Origin of the sequence: Streptomyces glaucescens (assembly GCF_002154375.1) — a bacterium.
Taxonomy (GTDB): Bacteria; Actinomycetota; Actinomycetes; order Streptomycetales; family Streptomycetaceae; genus Streptomyces; species Streptomyces glaucescens.
On record NZ_MUND01000144.1, the window covers coordinates 14,372 to 35,246 of the forward strand.

Here is a 20,875-nt window from a genome sequence, read left to right on the forward strand (position 1 = left end):
TCTGCACCACCGCCGAAAGGGAGAAAGAGATGAGTCAGCGTCGGTTTCAGCAGGTCGATGGCCTGATCGGGATCGGGAGGAACTCGGCGAGCCTGGAGTTCTACCTGAGGGTGGAGACCGGAGAGGTCATCTATGAGGATGACGAGGAGCGTGAGGAGTACATCCAGATGTACCGGTACCAGACGGCTGCTGCGGGAGCGGACGCCGTGGTGTCGGACATGTTCGAGACCGATGAACTGGAAGACCTGGTCCAGGGCCTGACCGACGGGCGTGTCTCCTGGTACGGCGAGGACCTGACCTTCCGCCCTGCCACGGCCGACGAGAAGGCGCGCATTCACGCCGTGACCGGCTGGTGATCGAGCCACCACGCAGAGCACCGCATGCGGTGTGCCAGGTGGCGGGCTCCGCCGGGACCAGCGCCGCTTCTTGCACCGCGCCGCCGGAACAGATCGCTGTCACGCTGGACTGCTGACCACTGCCGAGTGGTTTCCCCAAGCCCACCGCCTCGGAAATCTGCGTGGACGGCTCACCGAGCGCATCGTGCCGCTGGGAGGCTGCCATGACCCGGCTGCCGCATCAGCTCGGCGATGCCGTCTGCCTTGATCCAGCCTGTGGGGAGGAACCGGGCCGGACCGGCCGCCAGGTAGTCGCCGCGCATCCGGGTCTCGACTCCGGCGATCTTCGGCAGACCCGTACGCCGACGGAACGGTTCCGGCAGTGGGAGATGCCGCTGGCGTGCGGAAGTGGCCGATTCGTCGGTAACGGACAGGCGGCGTGCCGTTGTGCGTTGTTTCGGCAGAGGGCATTGCAGGGGATAACCCTTATGCCCGGAGAAATGGCTTTACGTCCGAATGGTCACGGCCGGAAAGAGTCCGCCATGGACCTATGGTTGATCTGGTTGATCACCGCGGCTCTGCTGGCGGCGGCGGAGATATTCACGCTCACTGCCGCGCTGGGAATGCTGAGCGCGGCCGCGTTGGTCACGGCGGGGTTCGCCGCGCTCGGCCTGCCGCTCCCTTTCCAGTTCATCGTGTTCGCCGTCGTCGCCACCGTCACCGTGCTGTTCTTGCGTCCCGTCGCGTTGCGCCACGTGTTCCAGTTGCAAGGGGCGAAATTCGGTGTCGACGCACTGATCGGCAAGGGGGCCCTCGTCGTCTCGGAGGTGACGGGTCTGGGCGGCAGGGTTCGTATTGACGGTGAGGAGTGGACGGCACGCTCGTACGACGAGACGCTGGTCATTCCTCCCGGAACGATCGTCGACGTCTTGGAGATCCATGGCGCCACCGCGTTCGTCTACCCCCGGGGCTGACATCATGGAAACTTCGGCGGTTCTCGTTGCCGGCCTGATCGTCGCGCTGATCGCGATCTTCACCGTGGTACGGGCGGTGCGCATCGTGCCGCAGGCCCGCGCTCGCAATGTCGAACGGCTCGGGCGATATCACCGCACCCTGAATCCCGGTCTCAATCTGGTCATCCCTTACATCGACCGCGTTCACCCGGTGATCGACCTGCGAGAACAGGTCGTCTCCTTCAAGCCGCAGCCGGTGATCACCGAGGACAACCTGGTCGTCGAGATCGACACCGTCCTGTACTTCCAGGTCACCGACCCACGAGCGGCCTTCTACGAGATCGCGAACTTCCTTCACGGCGTCGAGCAGCTGACCGTCACGACCTTGCGCAACGTCGTCGGATCCATGGATCTGGAGAAGACGCTCACCTCCCGGGACACCATCAACAGCCAGCTCCGCGGTGTGCTGGACGAGGCCACCGGAAAGTGGGGCCTGCGCGTCAACCGGGTGGAGATCAAGGCGATCGACCCTCCGCAGAGCATCAAGGACGCGATGCAGAAGCAGATGCGGGCCGAGCGGGACAAGCGGGCCGCGATCCTCGGGGCGGAAGGGCAGCGCCAGTCGCAGATCCTCACCGCCGAAGGCGACAAACAGGCCGCTGTCCTGCGTGCCGAGGGCAACCGCACCGCTGCGATCCTCCAGGCGGAGGGCCAGTCCCGGGCGATCGACGAGGTGTTCCAGGCCGTGCACCGCAACGACCCCGACCCCAAGCTGCTCGCCTACCAGTACCTTCAGACGCTGCCGCAACTCGCACAGGGCTCCGGCAACAATTTCTGGGTGATCCCCAGCGAGATCACCGCCGCGCTCCAAGGCGTGTCCCGAGCCTTCAGCGACACGCTGCCCCGGTCACCGGCCACGCGCGAGAAGCAGCCGGACGACATGGCCACGCAGGCTGCGCACGACACGGCGCAGGCCGCGGAAGCGGCCGCCGAGGCCCTCGCCGACGTGGCCAGGGCCGATGCCGGCGCCATCTCACCCCACCGACCTCGCTGATCCTGAGTCGCACGCAGTGGCCGGCGGGACCGGTCAGGTCGTCCGCCCACCTGTGTCAACCCGCGTGGCCTTCGGGCCGGGCCGCGTGCCGGCCGAGAGGGCAGGTGAGCAGGTGCGGGTTTCGACTGGCGGCGGGTGATGGCTCTCTCGACGGCGGTTACGCGGTCGGCAGAGTGCGGGCCTTTCGGTGCGATGCCGCGCACTGATCCGGGGTCTGTGTCGGGAGCGGAGGGATGGTTCCGTGACATCCATCACACCGACCTAAGGCAATCGCCCTGCCGGATAGTAGATGTCGGCCTCGTGAAATATGGGACTTGTCCGACTTGATGCCGACGTGATCCGCGTCAGGCCGGGCCGACGAGGCGACCGTCCGGCATGTGCGCCGGGTGTCGCCCGCCCGCTGCTTTCTGATGAAGCGTCGGGAGCGCGGCAAGGACGAAGACGCCGCGCCAGCACACGACCACGCACCTGGCAAGGGCGCCGGGCACTACTAGGCGAGGTAGTGCGTCGGCTCTTTGCCCTGCTCGCGCGGCCCTCCTAAGAATGACGACCCGCAGGACGTCTCCGCAGTTCAGGAGCGGAGTCTGCGCAGAGCAAGCCCCAGCAGGGGCGCTCCGCGAAAACCGAGTGAGGTCTCGCATGGGGAAGCATCGCAAGAAGAGGTACAACCGGCGGATAGTCATCGCCGCCGTCGCCATGAGCGCTGTGGCCGTTCCATCGGTGGCCGTGGCCTGCGGCGACTGGCAGAACGGCGAAGGCGGCCAGTTCGGTAGCACGGGGAAGACGGCGGGCGGGGGTCGCTGGAACGACGTCGACGACGCCCGCTGGAAGGACGCGGACCGGCACAGCCGCTGGAAGGGGCACCGGCACGACAGTGAGCCCACCGCGGCACCCTCGCAGACCGCGCCTGCGTCGACGAGCACCCCGAAGCCCGCAGCGCCGAAGCCCGCAGCGCCGAAGCCCGCAGCGCCGAAACCCACGGCGCCGAAGCCCGCAGCGCCGAAGCCCGCGGCGCCGAAGCCCACGGCAACCGTCTCTCCGAGTACTCCCGCACCCGCCACGACCCCCAGCGCTCCGAAGCCCACCGCCTCGGCGTCCCCGTCCTCTCCCGGCAGCTCACAGGCCACCCCCACGGCGTCGGGGGTCGCCGCCCGCATCGTGGAACTCGTCAACGCGGAACGTGGCAGGGCCGGTTGCTCGCCCGTGAAGCTGAACGCGACCCTGACCAAGGCCGCGCAGGCTCACAGCGCGGACATGGCGGCCCACCAGAACATGTCGCACACCGGTTCCGACGGGTCCTCGCCCGGCGACCGGATCACGCGTGCGGGTTACAGCTGGCGCACCTACGGCGAGAACGTCGCCTACGGTTACTCCACTCCGGAGCAGGTCATGGCGGGCTGGATGTCCAGTGCCGGCCACAAGGCCAACATCCTGAACTGCGGGTTCCAGGAGATCGGCGTCGGCCTCGCCCAGCCCGGCAACTACTGGACCCAGAACTTCGGAACCGCCCGGTGAGCCGCACCCGGTAGCCGGACCGCCGTTGAGCGGGATGGTGGTGGCCGACATGACTCGTGGGACGTACGCAGGTCGAGATGAACGTGTCGGCCTGGCGGTACGCGAGCACGTCGGCCCATTCCGTGGCGTCGGGGATGAGGCGCTCTCGCTCAGGGCCGCGGTGATGTCGCCGAACATCGGGCGCACTGCCGCCTGACCGGCGGGCACGTGCCCGTTTCTCGCTGATGGAGTTGAGTTCGCGTTCATGCGGACGCCGCTTCCGCTGCGAGAACACCGCCCGCACGGTGGTGAAACTCGCCGAGCAGATCGCGGGACTGACCAGTCCGCACAGGGCTCTGCCACGCCGGTTGTCGACGCGGATCGGGCCGGCGCCGGGCGGGAGCTCGTCCGGCGGCCGCGGCCGGCCTCGCCGTGGGCAAGGACACCCTCCGTACGGCTGGTGAGGGCCCTTCCCGAACCGGAGACCGGCGAGGTGGAGAGACGTGGATGCCCGGCGTCGACGACTTCGCCTTCCGCAAATGCCGCCACTACGGCACGGTATTGACCGGTGGCCACGCGCCGACCGCCGCACCTCCATGACGGCCGCGAGGGCGAAGACCTGGCCGCCAGGCTCCCAGGCCACCTGGAGGCCCGGAACCCGTCGGGCCCGCGCGTGGCCGTCGCCGTACGATCCAGGCGGATCGAGGTCACCGTGCCTCCCCGGGCAGCAGCGGGTCGTCGGGACCCTCCGACCGGTGCGGGGCACCGGGGCGGCGTCGGTCAGGATCGGCCAGCCAGTGGTGGACTGCGAGCGCGGTGGTACGGGCGTGCTCCTCCAGCACGGTGAAGTGGTCACCGGGCACGGTGACTTCGGCGTGCGGCAGGCTCCAGACCGGGGCGGGCTCCGTGCCGGGCAGCGGGTCCCGGGCCCGTACGAAGAGGGTGGGGGCATCGAGTGGTGAGGGCTCCCAGCCGGCGAACAGCTCGAAGTACCCGGCCATGGCGGTGAGCCGGTCCGGGTCGGCCGAGGGGAACTCCGCGGCCCGGTGCAGCATCTCCGACGTCATCGCGGAGAGCGCCTGCCCACGGTCGTCACTGCTCGGATAGGTGTCCACCAGGACGACGGCGAGCGGGGCGGAGCCTTCGGCCTCCAGCCGCTCAGCCACGGCCTGGGCCACCCAGCCACCGGCCGAGCGGCCCAGCAGGACCACCGGACCATCACCCGCGACCGCGCGGACGGCAGCGGCCTGAGCGGTGACGAGGGCGTCCAGAGTGGCCGGCAGCGTCTCCCCGGCCGCGAACCCCGGATGCCGCACCGCCGATACCGGTCGCAGACCCCGCAGCCCGACGCCGAAGCGCGCGTACTCCTGGGGCCCCGAGAGCACGCTGAGGGCGGGGAAGCAGACCAGCCGGGGCCCCGCGCCGCCCGGTGCGAGCGTGACGGGGGCGAGTGCCGCACGGGACGCGCCGGCCGTGTCGAAGACCGGACGGAGGCGCGCGGCGATGGTGAGCAGCGCCATGCCGTCCCACGTCCGCCCGCGGTCGCAGGCGGTGCGGAACAGCGCGCCCAGGGAGATGTCCGAAGCAGCTGCGGCGTCCGGGCGGCCCGCCACCCGCGGCGGGTCTTCCGACCGGCCGGAAGCTCCGGGACCGGAAACACCGTCGTCCGCCGGACGGCCGAAGCTGTCCGGATGGCCGAAGCTGTCCGGATGGCCGACGGCAGCCGACCCTCCGGGGGAGCCGGGAGGAGTCGCCTCGCGGGCGTACCGCTCCGCCAGCTCGGCGGCGACTGCTCGCGGGGTCGGGAAGTCCAGCAGCAGCGTGGCCGGCAGCGCCAGGCCCGTCGACGTCACGAGCAGGTTGCGCAGATCGACCGCGGCCAGGGAGTCGAGCCCCAGGTCTGCCAGCAGATCGTCCTCGTCGATCGCGCTCGCCCCCTCGGGGTGACCCAGTACCGAGGCCGCCAGGGCCCGTACCTCCGTGAGCAGCAGTCCGCTCCGCTCACCCGGGGAAGCGGCCGCCAGCCGCCGGCCGAGCACAGCCCCGCCGCCCGCGCCCGCTGCGACGGAGACGGGCGTCCGGGACCGGTCCACCGCCGGATCGCCACCGCTGAGGGTGCGCGGATCGAGGCGGGCCGCCACCACCACCGGGTCGTCCCCCGCCACGGCGGAGTCGAAGAGGGCCAGGCCCTCGCCCTCCTCCAACGGGCCGAACCCCGAGCGGGCCATCCGCCGCAGGTCCGCGTCACCGAGGTGCGCCATCATGCCCCCGTTCTGCCGCCAGGGACCCCAGACGATCGACGTACCGGGCATACCCAGCCGCCTGCGGTGCTGTGCCAGCGCGTCCAGCACGCAATTGGCAGCCGCGTAGTTGGCCTGACCTGCGGAGCCGAAGGCACCCGCCACCGAGGAGAACAGCGCGAACATGGACAGGTCGCACTCCCGGGTCAGCTCGTGCAGAGTGAGGGCGGCGTCCGCCTTGGGCCGCAGCACCCGCTCCAGACGACCGGTGGTGAGTGACGGGACGATCCCGTCGTCCAGCACCCCCGCCGCATGCACCACGCCGGTCAGCGGATGGGCCGCCGGCACCGAGTCGAGCAGGGCGGCGAGCGCCGTCCGGTCCGCGACGTCGCACGCCCGGACGGTCACCTCGGCGCCCGACTCGCCCAGTTCCGCGACGAGTTCCTTCACCCCGGGTGCGTCCCGTCCGCGTCGGCCGGCGAGCACCAGGTGCCGGACGCCATGGGCGGTGACCAGGTGCCGTGCCACGAGCATGCCCAGGGAACCGGTGCCGCCGGTGACCAGGACGGTGCCCTCAGGACCCAGCCGCCTCACGGGCCGTTGTTCCTCCGTCGTCCCGGTCACCCGTACCAGCCTCGGGACGTACGCCGTTCCCCGTCGTACGGCGATCTCCGGCGCCGCGGCGGCCAGCAGGCCGGGGAGGAGGCGCCAGGAGTCGGGATGACCGTCCGTGTCGACCAGGGCGAAACGGCCCGGATTCTCCCGCTGGGCCGAGCGGATCAGTCCCCATATCGGCGCGTGGGCCGGCACGGACGTGTCTGCGCCGGGTGCGCCGGAGTCTCCTGGACCGTTGCCACCGTCCACCGAGCCGCCGTCGGCCGAACCTCCAGCGTGCGGGGTCACGGCGCCGGAGGTGACGAGGACGAGACGGGAGTCCGCCGGACGCGGTTCGGCGAGCCACTCCTGGACAAGCTTCAGTGCCCAGCCCGCCGCCCATCGGGTCCCCGCCGCCGGATCCCGCGTATCACCGGTCGCCGCCGGTGGCGGCGGGCACGGTGCGACGAGGACGGCCGGGGCCGCGTCGCCCGTCTCCGGGCCGGCGTACACCGGGACGCCGGAGTTCCGGGGCGCGAGCACGTCCACCAGCGGTGTGCCGGCTGCTTCCAGAACGCCCCACGAGGGCGTCGCCGCAAGGGCGGGCGGCTCGGGCAGCGGCACCCAGTCCATCCGGTGGAGCCCCCCGGTGACCGCAACAGCCGTTCCCGATCCGGTACGGGGAAGGGGCCGGAGCGTCAGCGAACGTACCGCCGCCACCGGCGCGCCCGACGCTTCGGTCAGCTCCACCCCGGCCCGTCCGTCCGGCCCGGGCGTGATTCTCACCCGTAGCCGCCGCGCGCCGGCCGTGTGCAGCCGCACCCCGCTGAAGGCGAACGGCAGGGAGACCCCACCGCCGCTCCTCCCGCCAGGTTCCGAGGCGTGGCCGTCGAGTGCCAGGGCGTGCAGCGCCGCGTCCAGCAGGGCGGGATGGAGTATGAACTCCGGGCCGCCGGCTTGCGGGAGCGTAGCCCCTGCGGCCTCGGGGAGCGCGACTTCGGCATACAGCTCGGCCCCGAGTCTCCAGGCCGCGCGCAGACCACGGAAGGCGGGGCCGTAGCTCAGCCCGCTCCTGGCGAGCCACTCGTACCGATCGGCGTCCGGTCGGCCGGCATGCAGCGGTACCGCGCCCGGCGGTGGCCAGGGCCCGCTGCCGGCTCCGGTCGCAGCCGCTCCGCGGCCCGCCGGCTGCGGCTCAGGCTCCGGCTCCGGCTCCGGCTCCGGCACGAGCGTCCCGGAGGCGTGCCGCTGCCAGGGCCGGTCACCGTCCGGCGTGCGCGGCCGGGCGTGGAAGACCACGGTCCGCCGTCCCGCGCCGTCCGGCCCGGACACCTTCACCTGCAGCTCGACCGCGCCGTCCGCGGGCAGCGGCAGTGGTGCGGTCAGGGCGAGTTCGTCCAGGACGGGCGTGCCGGCCGACTCACCGGCGTGCAGGGCCATCTCCACGAACGCGGCCCCCGGCAGCAGCACCGCTCCCGCCACCACATGGCCGGTCAGCCAGGGCTGGTCGTGCACCGAGAGCAGGCCGCTCAGCAGCAGCCCGTCGTCGTCGGCCGTCGGGGTGCGGGACGACAGGACCGGATGGGCCGGCGCGTCCGGTGAGGGAGAGGGCCGGTGCCGTGGGGTCGCGTCGAGCCAGTACCGGCGGCGCTGGAAGGCGTACGTGGGCAGGGTGACGCGCCGCCCGCCGCGCCCGGCGAAGACGGCCCGCCAGTCCACCGGCACGCCATGGGTGTGCAGCGCGGCCACCGTGTCGAGCAGGGCGTCCGCCTCCGGCCGCGCCCCGCGCAGGGTCGGCAGGACCAGTGGCGCCCGCTCGCCGCCGGGCGCTCCGTCCCCGCCCGGGTCCGCCGGAGCCGGGCGGGGCGCGGTGAGGCACCTGCGGACCAGGCCGGTGAGCACCCCGTCCGGGCCCAGCTCGACGTAGTGCGCCGCGCCCCGGTCCCGGAGGTACGCCACCGATTCGGCGAAGCGGACCGGGCGGCGGACGTGGTCCACCCAGAACTCCGGTGCGCTCAGTTCCTCGTCGCCGGCCGCCCGGCCCGATACGGCGGTGACCAGGGGAACGCGCGGCGTGGCGAAGGAGAGGCCCCGCACGACCTCCGCGAAATCGGCCAGCATGGGTTCCATCCGCACCGAGTGGAAGGCGTGGCCCACCCGCAGCGGTGCCGTGGACCGGCCCCGCTCCCGGAAGTACGCGACGGTCTTCTCCACCGCGGCCTCGTCCCCGGAGACGACCACCGAGGCGGGCCCGTTGACGGCGGCGATCTCCACCGGACGCCCCGTCTCCGCCAGATGGGCGGCCACCTCGTCCGCACCGGCGGCCACGGCGGCCATCGCACCGCCCGGGGGCAGCGCGTCCATCAGCCGGCCCCGGGCCGCCACCAGGGTGCAGGCGTCCTCAAGGGACAGCACTCCGGCGGCATGCGCCGCGGTCACCTCGCCCACCGAGTGGCCGGCCACCAGATCCGGGCGCACGCCCCAGTCCTCGAGCAGCCGGAACAGTGCCGTCTCCAGGGCGAAGAGCGCGGGCTGCGCGAACCGGGTCGTGTGCAGGAGCGCACCCGTCTCGGTGTCCGGGCCGGCGAACACGACGTCCCGCAGCGGCACCGGCAGCAGCGGGTCGAGCAGGGAGCAGCTCTCGTCGAACGACCGGGCGAAGCTCGGATGCAGTCCCCGGGACTCGTACAGCTCTCGTCCCATGCCGACACGCTGGCTGCCCTGGCCGGTGAAGAGGAGGGCCAGCGGGCCCCGGCGGCGGGACGTACCCGTCCGCACCCGGGGCCGGGGTGAGCCCTCCGCCACCGCCCGCAGGGAGGTGAGCAGTTCCGCGCGGTCCCGGGCCACCACCACGGCCCGGTGCTCGAAGGCCGCCCGGGTGGTGGCCAGCGAGTACCCGATGTCCACCGGGGCCGCGTCCGGGTCGGCGGCCACCCGGTCGTACAACCGCCGCGCCTGGGCTCGCAGTCCCGGCCCGCTCCTCGCCGACACCGGAACAGGCACGGACACCGGTGCCGCCCCGCCGTCGGCACGACCGGTCACGGCTCCGTCGTCCGCCCCGGCGACCGGCGGCGGGGTGTCCCGGTCCGCCGGTGCCTCTTCGAGCACCACATGGGCGTTGGTGCCGCTGATGCCGAAGGAGGACACCCCCGCCCGGCGCGGGCGGTCCGTCCTCGGCCACTCCACCGCCCGGTTCAGCAGCGCCAGCCGTCCCGACGACCAGTCGACCCGGCCGGTCGGCTCGTCGGCGTGCAGCGTACGCGGCAGCATGCCGTGTGCCATCGCCTGTACCGTCTTGATCACGCCGGCCACCCCGGCGGCGGCCTGCGTGTGACCGATGTTCGACTTCACCGAGCCCAGCCACAGCGGACGCTCCCGTTCCTCCCGCCCGTACGTCGCCAGGAACGCCTCCGCCTCGATGACGTCGCCCAGCCGGGTACCGGTGCCGTGCGCCTCCACCGCGTCGACGTCCCCGGGAGCCAGCCCCGCGTCCGCGAGGGCCTGCAGGATCACCCGCTGCTGTGCCGGTCCGTGCGGCGCCGTCAGTCCGTTGCTCGCCCCGTCCTGGTTCACCGCCGAGCCGCGCACCACGGCCAGCACCGGAAGCCCGGCGCGGCGCGCCTCGGACAACCGGCTCAACAGCAGCATGCCAACGCCCTCGGCCCACCCCGTGCCGTCGGCGGACGCGCCGAACGCCTTGCAGCGGCCGTCCGGGGACAGCGCCCGCTGCCGGCTGAACTCCACGAACGACGAGGGCCCCGACATCACCGTGACCCCGCCGGCCAGCGCGAAGGAGCACTCGCCGCGGCGCAGCGCCTGGGCTGCCAGGTGCAGGGCGACCAAGGAGGAGGAGCAGGCCGTGTCCACCGTGATGGCCGGGCCCTCCAGGCCGAAGGTGTAGGCGATGCGGCCGGAGGCGACGCTTCCGGCGTTGCCGATGCCGAGGTAGCCCTCGACATGCTCGGGTGTCTCCGTGAGACGGCCGGCGTAGTCGCTGTACATCAGCCCGACGTACACCCCGGCCGACGAGCCGCGCAGCGTGCGGGGGACGAGCCCCGCGCGCTCGAACGCCTCCCACGCCACCTCGAGCAGCAGCCGGTGCTGCGGGTCCATGGCCGGAGCCTCGCGGGGGGAGATGCCGAAGAAGCCGGGGTCGAAGCGGTCCACACCGGTCAGGAAGCCGCCCTCGCGCACGTACGTCCGCCCGGGCCGCCCGGGGTCCGGGTCGTACAGCGCCTCCGTGTCCCAGCCCCGGTCCGTGGGGAACGGACCGATGGCGTCCCTCCCGTCGGCCACCAGCTGCCACAACTCCTCGGGGGAGTTCACGCCGCCGGGATAACGGCAGGCCATCCCCACGATCACCACGGGGTCGTCGTCCGACCGGGCCACGCCCCGGTGCGCGGTCCCGGCGTCGGACGGCGCGGCGGCGCTCCGCGCCCGCAGGTGGGCGGCGAGCGCGGCGGCCGTGGGGAAGTCGAAGGCGACGGCCTCGGAGAGCGGAAGGCCGGTCGCAGCCGACAACCGCTCCCGCAGCATGGTCGCCGTCAGCGAGTCCATGCCCAGATCGCGGAGCGCCGTTTCGGGTTCGACCGCTTCCGCCGTGCGCCCGAGCACGGCCGCCGCCTCGCTGCGCACCAGGGCCAGCAGGTCCGCCGCCGGCTCTCCGGCCGCCCCGGTGCCCAGCGTCCGCGCGGGCCGGTCGGCGAGGGCGTGCCGCCGGACTTTCCCGGAGGCGGTACGGGGGATGTCCTCCACCTCGTACAGCTCGGCGGGCACCTTGACAGCGGACAGCTCCGCACGGCAGGCGGCCAGGATCGCCCCCCGGTCCAGCACACCGCCGCTCGGCCGGGGGACCAGGTAGCCGACCGGTACCTCACCGAAGACGGGGTGCGGGCGTCCCGCCACGGCGGCGTCCGCCACACCGGGCAGCCGCCGCAGCACCGCCTCCACCTCCGACGGGTGGATGTTGACTCCACCCCGGATGATCAGCTCACTCGCCCGGCCGGTGATCACGAGCTCGCCGGAGGCGCCGATCCTGGCCAGGTCCCCGGTGCGGAACCAGCCGTCGCGCAGTACCTCGGCGGTGGCCTCCGGCCTGCCGTGGTAGCCGGCCATGACCCCGGGCCCGCTCACCCACAACTCACCCTCGCCGGTGTCCTGTCCGTCCGCGCCTCCGCCGACCCGGACCCGGGTGCCGGGCAGCACCCGGCCGCACGGCCCGGCCGCCGGGGTGTCGTCCGGCGCCGCCATGGTGACCGGGCCCGCCTCGGTGCTGCCGTAGTGCTCCAGGTAGGGGGCGCGGCAGATGGCCTCGAAGGACCTGCGGAACTCGGGTCCCGCCGAGGCGCCCCCGCTGACGCAGCCCCGCAGCGCGGCCGTGCCGAGCCGGCGGCCGTCCGTCTCGCCCTCCTCGCTCCGGACAGCGTCGAGCAGGGCCGAGTACGTCGTCGGTACCCCGCCGAGGAGGGTGTAGGGGGCATCCGTGCGGCGCAGTTCGGCCAGCACCTCCGCCACCGAGAACCGGGGCGGGAGCATGGCGCTCGCCCCGGTCGCGGTCACTCCGAGGACGCAGACCACCTGGCTCATGGCGTGATGGAGGGGCAACGGCCACAGCACCCGGTCCCGTTCCGACAGGCCGAGGACACCGACGAGGCCCGCCGCGACCGGCGCCAGGCGGTTGCGCTGAGTGGACAGGACCCCCTTGGGGCTGCCGGAGGACCCGGAGGTGTAGAGCAGCCAGGCCACCTCGTCCAGCCCGAGATCGTCCCGGGCGGGCGTCCCCCCGTCCGTACCCGCCAGCACCTCGTACCGCAGGACGTCGCCCGTCGCAGCGATTCCCTCCGCGGGCGGGCCGCAGTCCCCGGACGACGCGGTGGCCGCGTCCTCCTCACCGCCCTCGGCCGCCACCACGATCAGCCCGGGACGGGACAGCAGTCCCCGCCGACACCGCAGCCGGGCCTCATCGGTGATGAGCACGCGCGCACCGCAGTCGTCCAGCAGTCGGTCCAGCTCCGACCACGCGCTCCCGGGATCCAGCGGTACGCCCACTCCGCTCGCCCGGGTGACGGCGAGCAGGCTCTCGACCGCCTCCACACGGTTGCCGAGCAGGATGGCCACCCGCTCACCCCGCGCCAGACCGGCCCCCGCCAGGTGACCGGCCAGCCGCTCTGTCCTGCGCTCCAGGTCCCGGTAGGTCAGCCGCGTACGGCGGTCCTCGAAGGCGACCTTCTCCCCGAGCCGCCGGGCATGCTCCCGAAGCACCTCGGGAAGCGGCTTGATGACGTCCGCGTCCGTACTCACTCGCTCGAACCCTCCCGTGGACTCGTAGGTGAGGATGGCGGCGCGCTCCGTCCGGTTCCCTCGGGACACCAGCACGGCGGACGTCGTGAACCAGGCCACCAGATGCTGTCGTCGACCGACGATCACGGGCAAGGCCCGGCACTGGGCGTGTTGACGACCTTTCGGTTGGAGTCGGCTGACGAGATCGGTTCGCAGGTCCCGTGGGAATGGTCGGGGGCAGCCCGGCGGGCTCCTTCCTGCCGACCGTTCCCACGGGGCTACCAGGGCACGTGTCCGTTCTGGTCCTGGAAGGTTCCCGTCGGACCGTCCGCGTCGGCAGTGGTGAGACGCACGACGACCCTGACGCTGTCTTCGTGTCTTTCCGACCCCGGTCACGCAGATGGCGGCGGTTCTGGTTGCGCCGCGCAGGTAAGAGTGCGGAGCCCGGGTCTGGACGGTGTCACCGGGGCGGCCGGAGTGGGCCAGAGTGCCCTCACCTGCGGTGCCAGTCACCGGCGTGTCGCGGACCGGGCGGCTGCTCGTGGGCATTCAGGTCCTGGTGAGCAGTCGCAGCAGGTGTGTGCAGGCGTCTGCTTCCCGTCTGTGCCGGGTGATGCTTTCCCAGGTGCCTCGCTCGTAGGCGCCGACCTCCCACGTGCCTGGCTCGTCGGGGGAGTGGCGCAGGTAGAGGAAGTCGGTGGGCGGGGGTGAGGGTTCGTGAACGCCTTGAATGAAGTAGTGGCCGTCGGCCACGCCCGCGGTACGCAGTGCGGTGTGCAGGGCGTGGCGGTCCATGTCGGCGTCTTCGCTATCCGGCGGCGCGGGTGAGATAGCCGTGGTCCAACAGCCATTTGACGTTCAGGCGCTCTCCGTCCCCGGGGGGAAGCAGCGCGGGGTCGAGTTTGATCTGCTGGCCGCCGCCGGGCTGTTCGAACCAGGGGGCGATGACGCCCTGCCAGACCGGGAAAGGCTGCTCGACGGTGTAGCGGTGGTAGTCGCAGGGGTAGGCAGGTTCACGGGTGTTGAGGTTCTGCGGCGGCAGGGCCCGCTTGGCGTAAGGGTCGCCGGCCGGGGCGAGGTAGGAGCCGTACTCGGAGCCGAAGCGGTCCAGGTCCTCGCCCACCTCGAGGACCTCGACGTGCTTGTCGACCTCGCCGTTGGTCTCGGTGAAGCCGTCATTGGGCGGGTACTTCCAGCCCGCCGGCCCACTGGCGTCTCCGTCCTTCCAGTACTTGGCCAGGAACGCGCGCGTCGACAGGCCGCCGGTGCGCTGGTAGTTCCTCAGCAGTGGGCCCACCGGCGCCTCCCAGGAGCGGGGCAGGTGTTCCGGGCCCAGCCGAGCGTCGCCCTGGTAGGCACCGGTGCACGAGGCCGGGCGCGGTCCCGTCTGTGCCGCGCGGCGAGGCTCGTCAGGGGCGGCGGTCGCGGCAGCAGGGGTCAGTGTCGTGGTCAGAGCCAGGGCGAGGGCGGACAGGGCAGCGCGCGTGCGGTTCTTCACGTGTCGTACTCCTGTGCGTGTCGACGGCGGAGCCCTTTTCCGGATCCGCAGGTTCGCCGCGCCGTGCGGCGAAGCGGCAGCGCAACGTGCGCGGTGATTCCGGAAGCTGAAGTCGCCGGGGCGTCGTCGATCGCCCGACTTCAGAATGCGACCGCCCGGACTCGTTCGGAGTGAAGTTCAACGACCAGGCGACAGCATGGACTGGTGTTCCCGCAGCCGGCGGCGGGGTGGCCGTCCGGCATCACCCAACCTCCGACTGGCAGCCGGTCGAACGGTTCCGCGGGTCTTCCCACCGCGGCGCGGCGCGGTGTCAGGGCGGGGGCGGACCCCGTGGCGGAGGTCGGCGCCGGTCAGTCCCTTGAGCGGGGTGTTTCCGGCGCCCAGTGCGCTTCACCGGTGTGCTCGCACGTGGCGGTGGTGTGAGTTTCCCGGTTCGGTCAGGGGTGCCTTGCGGCCGTCGGCTGACCGCCCGACAGATCCGCCACCGCGCGCGGCTGCCTCGGGGACGGGGGGACGCTCGGGCGGATTCAGTGTCCCTTGCCGTCATGGCTGTGCCCGCCGGGGCTGCCGGTGCCTGCCGTGGTGGTGCCGGTGTGGACGGTGAAGGCGGCGGTGTGGACGGTGTCTCGGTGCTTGAAGTCGAGGAAGAGACGGTACGTGCCGAGGGTGGGGGCGGTGGCCATGAAGGTGATGGCGGGGCCGGGCTGGGTGACGGCGTCGCCGGGTTCGCCTTCGGGGTGGACGTGGAGGTAGGCGAGGTCTCCGGCGCGCAGGGCGACGAGGTGGCCGTAGGCACCGAGGTAGGGCTCGAGGTCGGTGACTGGCTTGCCGTCCTTGGCCACGCTCAGCGTCACCTCGCTCATCGCACCGGGGACGAGGTTGCCGCTCAGGGTGACGGTGTAGCCGTCGGTCTCGGCTGTGGCCCGCTGCGGGGGCAGCTCGCGGGGCTGGTAGGCGCCGGCGACGGCGAGGTCGGCGCCGAGGGTCAGGCCGGTGGCTCCCGGCTTGGCCGGGGTGAAGTCGGCGAAGACGCGGTAATCGCCTGCCGCGGGCAGCTCGACAGGGGTGCTCCAGGTGCCGTCGGCGTTGCGGGTGGGGTGCAGGTGGCGAAAGGTGTTCAGGTCGTGTGAGGCGACGATGAGGTGGAGTTCCTTGTCATGGGTCTTGGTGTAGTCGGTGACGGGCTTGCCGCTTTCGTCCTTGATGGCGAAGCGCAGGGAGGTCTCCCGGCCCGCGGTGATGCGCGGGGTGTGGAGGTCGAGGGTGTAGCCGTCCCGGGAGACCTGCAGTCCGGCGGGGAGGGCCGACGTTTTTTCCGGGTGCTGCTCGCGGTGGTTCATCGCGGTGTTCTCCTGGTGTGGGGCGTGCTGTGAGCCAGCGGGGGGAGCGGTGATCGGATCGGCCGCGGTTCCTATGCCGTACGCGGCGCTGAACGTCATGCCGAGCGCGACTGCGAACACGGTGACCTTGAGGGTGTTGTTCATCGTTGCCTCCGGACGAAGAGTGGAGTAGGCGTCGGCCGGCTCCCACGCCGCAACATACCCCCCTAGGGTATGTAGTCAAGCAGGGCGACTTGGCGTGTCGCCTCGGCGGGGGTTTCGGGGCGGGCTAGACGTCGCGCGCCGTCAGCCGTCAGCCGTCAACTGCCAGCCGCCAGCTGCCGTGCGCCGGGGGCGCTCGTTGTCGGGCGCTGGCGGGCGTGGAGTCGGGCGGCAGGGGTGGCGCTGTCCAGGGAGGCGTGGTTTCCGCCTCCAGTGGCGGCCGCAATGACATGCGGCCCGCCGATTCGGACACCGCGCGTGCCCTCGGCCGCCGTCACCGGCTCGCCCCCCGCGTGCCCTGGGAGGTGCGGGCGGGAGTGTCCCGATCGGCGGGCTGCATGTCGTTGCAGCAGGTCACACCCTTGCGTGACGGTGGAGGCGCGGAGAGAACCTCGCGGACCACCTGCCGCGTGTCGGCCGATTTCGTGCGAGGGCGCCGCAGTCGTGCAGCCGTTCACCCCTTGCCTTGCATACGGGTACGGGGTATATCTAAAGTCATTCCAGATACCCCCTAGGGGTATCCGTCCCGCCTGGTAATGGAGAACCCGCATGTCTTCGTCCTGCTGCTCCCCTAACAACACCTGCTCCACCACCGCCGACTCGTCGGTGGCCGTGGAGGGGACCCGAACCGTCTACGCGGTGGCGGGTATGACCTGTGGCCACTGCAAGGACACGCTCACCAAGGCGATCGGGGGTGTGGAAGGTGTCAGCCGCGTGGAGGTGGACATCGCCTCCGGCCAGGTGACCGTGATCAGCTCTGGCGAACTGGACGACAAGGTGATCACCGACGTCGTGCGCGACGCGGGCTACGAAATCACCGGCCGCGCCGCCTGACCCATCGCTTCCCCTTTCTCTTTCCGGACGGCCGGGGCCCAACCGCGCCCCGGCCGTCCGTCGGCACGAGGAGTACGCATGAGCACCATCACCGCGACCACCGGCACCACCGAGGTCGAACTCGCCATCGGCGGCATGACCTGCGCCTCGTGCGCGGCCCGGATCGAGAAGAAGCTCAACCGCATGGAGGGCGTGAGCGCGACCGTCAACTACGCGACGGAGAAGGCGAAGGTCACCTTTGACGTCGAGGTGAGCGTCGCGGACCTGATAGGCGCCGTCGAGGCGACCGGCTACACCGCCCGCGAACCCGAACCGCCCAGAGCCCCCGCCGGTGATCCTGGTGCGAGCGGCCCCGGGGAGGTGAGCGCGGACGAGGCGGCTGCCTTGCGGCCGCTTCGGCAGCGGCTGATCACCGCGCTGGTGCTGTCGGTCCCGGTGATCGCGATGGCGATGGCCCCGGCCCTGCAGTTCGAGCACTGGCAGTGGCTCTCTCTGACCCTCGCCGCGCCGGTCGTCACCTACGCGGCCTGGCCGTTCCACAAGGCTGCGTTCACCAATGCCCGGCACGGCGCCGCCACCATGGACACTCTCATCTCCCTCGGGACCTCGGCGGCGTTCCTGTGGTCGCTGTGGGCGCTGTTCCTCGGCACCGCGGGCACGCCCGGAATGACGCATCCATTCGAGCTGACCATCACCCGCACCGACGGCTCGGCCAACATCTACCTCGAAGCCGCGGCCGGAGTCACGGCCTTCATCCTGGCGGGCCGCTACTTCGAGGCCCGCTCCAAGCGCAAGGCCGGCGCCGCGCTCAAGGCCCTGCTGGAACTCGGAGCGAAGGACGTCACCGTGCTGCGCGGCGGCCGTGAGGAGCGCATCCCGACCGGGGGGCTGCAGGTGGGCGACCACTTCGTGGTCCGCCCCGGAGAGAAGATCGCCACCGACGGCCTGGTGGTCGAGGGCTCGTCCGCGGTGGACGCGTCGATGCTCACCGGCGAGTCCGTCCCCGTCGAGGTCTCGGTCGGCGACAGCGTCACGGGCGCCACTCTGAACGCCGGCGGCCGTCTGGTCGTCGAGGCCACCCGGGTCGGCGCCGACACCCATCTCGCCCGGATGGCCAAGCTGGTCGAGGACGCGCAGAACGGGAAGGCCGCCGCCCAGCGCCTCGCCGACCGGATCTCCGGAGTCTTCGTCCCCATCGTCATCGCGCTCGCGCTCGGCACCCTCGGCTTCTGGCTGGGCAACGGGGCGGGCTGGACCGCCGCGTTCACCGCCGCCGTCGCCGTACTGATCATCGCCTGCCCGTGCGCCCTGGGGCTCGCGACCCCGACCGCGCTCCTGGTCGGCACCGGACGTGGTGCCCAGCTCGGCATCCTCATCAAGGGCCCGGAGGTCCTGGAGTCGACCCGCAAGGTCGACATGATTCTCCTGGACAAGACCGGCACCGTCACCACCGGCAGGATGACCCTCCTCGCCGTCCACACCGCCGAGGGCACGGACGGCACCGAGGTGCTGCGCCTGGCCGGTGCACTGGAGCACGCCTCCGAGCACCCCATCGCCCAGGCCGTCGCCCAGGGTGCCGCCACCGAGGTGGGAGACCTGCCCGGCCCGGAGGACTTCGCCAACATCACCGGCCTCGGCGTCCAGGGCATCGTCGAGGGCCACGCCGTCCTGGTGGGCCGCGAGAGGCTGCTGGCCGAGTGGGCCATCGAACTGCCCGACGCCCTGAAGGAGGCCAAGGCCGCGGCTGAGGCCGCCGGCCGGACCGCCATCGCGGTGGCGTGGGACGGCGAGGCCCGCGCGGTTCTCGAGGTCGCAGACGCCGTCAAGGCCACCAGCGCCGAGGCCGTCACCCGCCTGAAGGCCCTTGGGCTGACACCGATCCTGCTGACCGGCGACAACCGGGCCGTCGCCGAAGCGGTGGCGGCAGAGGTCGGTATCGACCAGGTCATCGCGGAGGTGATGCCCGAGGACAAGGTCGAGACGGTCAAGCGCCTGCAGGCCGAAGGGCGCAGCGTGGCCATGGTGGGCGATGGTGTCAATGACGCGGCCGCGCTCGCCCAGGCCGACCTCGGGCTGGCCATGGGCACCGGCACCGACGCCGCCATCGAGGCCGGCGACCTGACCCTGGTCCGCGGAGACCTGCGTGCGGCGGTCGACGCGATCCGGTTGTCCCGCAACACCCTGGGCACCATCAAGTCCAACCTCTTCTGGGCCTTCGGCTACAACGTCGCGGCCCTGCCGCTGGCCGCGGCCGGACTGCTCAACCCGATGATCGCCGGAGCCGCCATGGCGTTCTCCTCGGTCTTCGTCGTCGGCAACAGCCTGCGCCTGCGGTCCTTCCGCCCCCTCGCCTGAACCCAGGCAGTGGCCGCCCGCCCCTTATCCGGCAACACGGCGGACGGAACGCGGAAGCCTGGCGCGACTCCGGTACGGCCGAGTGCCGTCAGGGGGGGGCGACCGTGCTCGGCGACGGCGACGGCGACGGCGACGGTGACGGCGAGGGCGAGGGTGAGGGTGAAGGTGTTGGCCCCTGTGCCGGCTACGCCGTCCAGATCGTCGGCCGTATACCCCATCGCGTCCTCGCCGTGTGCATGATCGCGCCCGCACACCGCTCAGTCTGCGTGATCACGGCCTTCCGCCGCACGCCTCTAAGGCTCAGGCGGAGACCGATCGGAGGGGCAGTTCGATGATCGCGTAAGCGAGCAGCGCGCAAGGCGCGGCTGCCGCCAGGGTGAGGGCGCGCTCCCGGTGTGTACGGGCCAGGAGCAGGGGGACGAGGGCGAAGACCGCGAAACAGACCGTGGCTTGGGGCATGTAACGGAGGTCCCAGGTGTACATCAGCCCTTCCATCCCGAAGAGTCCGGCGAACGCGGCCAGGCCGGCGATGCGGCGCCGCCCGTCCTTGCCGCGCCGCCACCAGTGCCCCGCGACGCCGAAGAGCGGCCCCGCTACGCATGCCATGCCGAGCCAGAGGAGCGGGAAGAGCAGCGCACCCATGCCGTCGCGGCCGAACTCGGCGTAGCCGTAGTACCCCATGACGAGTCCGACCTCCGCGCCCGCCCCGCCGACCGCAGCCCGGGACAAGGTGCCCCGGCGGGCGAGCAGGGCTCCGGTGGCGAATGCGCAGGCAGCCCACACGGAGCCGGAGTTGGCGAGCTGGTTCCAGGCTCCCGGGAGCCACCCCTGCGCCAGATTGGTGAGCACGCCGAACAGCAGCCCGCCTGCTGTTGCCGCCGCGACAGCGGTGACCGTCGCAGTGCGCGGCTCCGTCAGACTCGCCGGGGTCCTGGTCTTCTCCGCGGATACGCTCATACCTGTCACTTTCTCGTATCGCCGATCACTCTATGAGCGCAGTGTATACATGCGGTGTATACACATGATGTATAGGGCGACTCGAGGTGCTGCCGCTCTGGTCGCCGAAACGCGCCTGTAGCGCAGCGCCTCCCGGCCTGTGCCGACCGGCGGTCGAGTCGGGTCGCTGTGTGCCCAGACGGAAAAGCGGAAGTGCGCAGCAGCCGGTGCTGTCGGGTCAACTGGTTTGCGAGAGGCGGTGGATGCGGTCGACGAGGCGGCGGGCGGTGTCTTCGTCGCCGGGTGTTCCGTCGAGGAGGAGGCCGGTGTACATGGGGGCGACGATGAGGTCGACGACGTCCTGCACGGTGGGCGGGTGTTCGCCGCGGGCGGCGGCACGGTCGAGCAGGGCTTGCAGTTCGTCGTAGCGGCGCAGCAGGGCGGGTGGGAGTTCGGCTTCGCTCTCCGGTCCCTGGCGTACGGCGACGAGGGTGCGCAGCAGCAGTTTGCCCTGAGGGCCTGAGAGGTCGTCCAGGGTCTGGCGTGCGTACTGCTCCAGGTCCCCTGCCAGGGTGCCGGTGTCCGGCATGGGGGAGTGGTGTACGAGGTGCTCGGTGACGACGTCGAGGAGCAGGCCGTCGAGGAACTGCTGCGCGAACAGCCCTTGGCGCAGTTGACCATCGCCCAGATCGCCGAGCGCTCGGGCGTACACCAGGGCACCTTGTACCGACGCTGGCAGAGCCTCGACGGCCTGCTCCTCGA

At 72.0% G+C, this 20,875-nt stretch carries 13 protein-coding genes; 7 read left to right on the plus strand and 6 right to left on the minus strand.

Features of this window, described 5'->3' with window-relative positions:
• The first annotated feature begins 29 nt into the window (after positions 1-29).
• From CCN42_RS10775 to CCN42_RS10790, 4 genes are all read left to right on the plus strand, one after another.
• Entirely contained in the window at positions 30-356 is a 327-nt protein-coding gene (locus tag CCN42_RS10775; protein ID WP_086734909.1) for a hypothetical protein, read from the plus strand.
• A gap of 521 nt (positions 357-877) precedes the next feature.
• Positions 878-1,309, plus strand: a complete 432-nt coding sequence (locus tag CCN42_RS10780) for an NfeD family protein (RefSeq protein ID WP_086734910.1) — start codon at positions 878-880, stop codon at positions 1,307-1,309.
• 4 nt (positions 1,310-1,313) lie between these two features.
• Positions 1,314-2,342 (plus strand): SPFH domain-containing protein, encoded by a 1,029-nt coding sequence (locus CCN42_RS10785; RefSeq protein ID WP_086734912.1) that lies wholly within the window; start codon positions 1,314-1,316, stop codon positions 2,340-2,342.
• 639 nt (positions 2,343-2,981) lie between these two features.
• The gene (locus CCN42_RS10790) at positions 2,982-3,857 is read left to right on the plus strand and encodes a CAP domain-containing protein (protein ID WP_086734914.1); all 876 of its coding nucleotides are present in this window, start codon (positions 2,982-2,984) and stop codon (positions 3,855-3,857) included.
• A 686-nt stretch (positions 3,858-4,543) separates the two neighbouring features.
• On the opposite strand, the gene CCN42_RS45610 is transcribed toward CCN42_RS10790, so the two are convergent.
• From CCN42_RS45610 to CCN42_RS10810, 4 genes are all read right to left on the minus strand, one after another.
• The gene (locus CCN42_RS45610; RefSeq protein WP_281259488.1) at positions 4,544-13,069 is read right to left on the minus strand and encodes a type I polyketide synthase; all 8,526 of its coding nucleotides are present in this window, start codon (positions 13,067-13,069) and stop codon (positions 4,544-4,546) included.
• 429 nt (positions 13,070-13,498) lie between these two features.
• Positions 13,499-13,744, minus strand: a complete 246-nt coding sequence (locus tag CCN42_RS10800) for a hypothetical protein (protein WP_086734916.1) — start codon at positions 13,742-13,744, stop codon at positions 13,499-13,501.
• A gap of 13 nt (positions 13,745-13,757) precedes the next feature.
• Positions 13,758-14,447 (minus strand): TNT domain-containing protein, encoded by a 690-nt coding sequence (locus CCN42_RS10805; RefSeq protein WP_245877226.1) that lies wholly within the window; start codon positions 14,445-14,447, stop codon positions 13,758-13,760.
• A gap of 527 nt (positions 14,448-14,974) precedes the next feature.
• The gene (locus CCN42_RS10810; protein ID WP_086734918.1) at positions 14,975-15,931 is read right to left on the minus strand and encodes a hypothetical protein; all 957 of its coding nucleotides are present in this window, start codon (positions 15,929-15,931) and stop codon (positions 14,975-14,977) included.
• 606 nt (positions 15,932-16,537) lie between these two features.
• On the opposite strand from CCN42_RS10810, the gene CCN42_RS10815 reads away from it, so the two are divergent.
• Positions 16,538-16,822, plus strand: a complete 285-nt coding sequence (locus CCN42_RS10815) for a heavy-metal-associated domain-containing protein (RefSeq protein WP_086734920.1) — start codon at positions 16,538-16,540, stop codon at positions 16,820-16,822.
• A gap of 78 nt (positions 16,823-16,900) precedes the next feature.
• Positions 16,901-19,177, plus strand: a complete 2,277-nt coding sequence (locus tag CCN42_RS10820) for a heavy metal translocating P-type ATPase (protein WP_086734922.1) — start codon at positions 16,901-16,903, stop codon at positions 19,175-19,177.
• A gap of 300 nt (positions 19,178-19,477) precedes the next feature.
• Here CCN42_RS10820 and CCN42_RS44335 read toward each other — a convergent pair whose 3' ends face one another.
• Positions 19,478-20,134 carry a DUF6518 family protein gene (locus tag CCN42_RS44335; protein WP_245877227.1) on the minus strand — a complete coding sequence of 219 codons (657 nt, stop codon included), beginning with the start codon at positions 20,132-20,134 and terminating at the stop codon, positions 19,478-19,480.
• A gap of 217 nt (positions 20,135-20,351) precedes the next feature.
• Positions 20,352-20,702 carry a TetR-like C-terminal domain-containing protein gene (locus tag CCN42_RS10830; RefSeq protein ID WP_086734924.1) on the minus strand — a complete coding sequence of 117 codons (351 nt, stop codon included), beginning with the start codon at positions 20,700-20,702 and terminating at the stop codon, positions 20,352-20,354.
• 18 nt (positions 20,703-20,720) lie between these two features.
• Between CCN42_RS10830 and CCN42_RS10835 the strand changes: the two genes are divergently transcribed.
• The coding region (locus CCN42_RS10835) for a helix-turn-helix domain-containing protein (RefSeq protein ID WP_245877229.1) at positions 20,721-20,875 on the plus strand (155 nt) is incomplete at its 3' end.

Bases quoted from the DNA above. Each gene is read 5' to 3' on its own strand.
- CCN42_RS10775 (WP_086734909.1), top strand. From the start codon at position 30: ATGAGTCAGCGTCGGTTTCAGCAGGTCGATGGCCTGATCGGGATCGGG.
- CCN42_RS10780 (WP_086734910.1), top strand. From the start codon at position 878: ATGGACCTATGGTTGATCTGGTTGATCACCGCGGCTCTGCTGGCGGCG.
- CCN42_RS10785 (WP_086734912.1), top strand. From the start codon at position 1,314: ATGGAAACTTCGGCGGTTCTCGTTGCCGGCCTGATCGTCGCGCTGATC.
- CCN42_RS10790 (WP_086734914.1), top strand. From the start codon at position 2,982: ATGGGGAAGCATCGCAAGAAGAGGTACAACCGGCGGATAGTCATCGCC.
- CCN42_RS10800 (WP_086734916.1), bottom strand. From the start codon at position 13,744: ATGGACCGCCACGCCCTGCACACCGCACTGCGTACCGCGGGCGTGGCC.
- CCN42_RS10810 (WP_086734918.1), bottom strand. From the start codon at position 15,931: ATGAACAACACCCTCAAGGTCACCGTGTTCGCAGTCGCGCTCGGCATG.
- CCN42_RS10815 (WP_086734920.1), top strand. From the start codon at position 16,538: ATGTCTTCGTCCTGCTGCTCCCCTAACAACACCTGCTCCACCACCGCC.
- CCN42_RS10820 (WP_086734922.1), top strand. From the start codon at position 16,901: ATGAGCACCATCACCGCGACCACCGGCACCACCGAGGTCGAACTCGCC.
- CCN42_RS44335 (WP_245877227.1), bottom strand. From the start codon at position 20,134: ATGAGCGTATCCGCGGAGAAGACCAGGACCCCGGCGAGTCTGACGGAG.
- CCN42_RS10830 (WP_086734924.1), bottom strand. From the start codon at position 20,702: ATGCCGGACACCGGCACCCTGGCAGGGGACCTGGAGCAGTACGCACGC.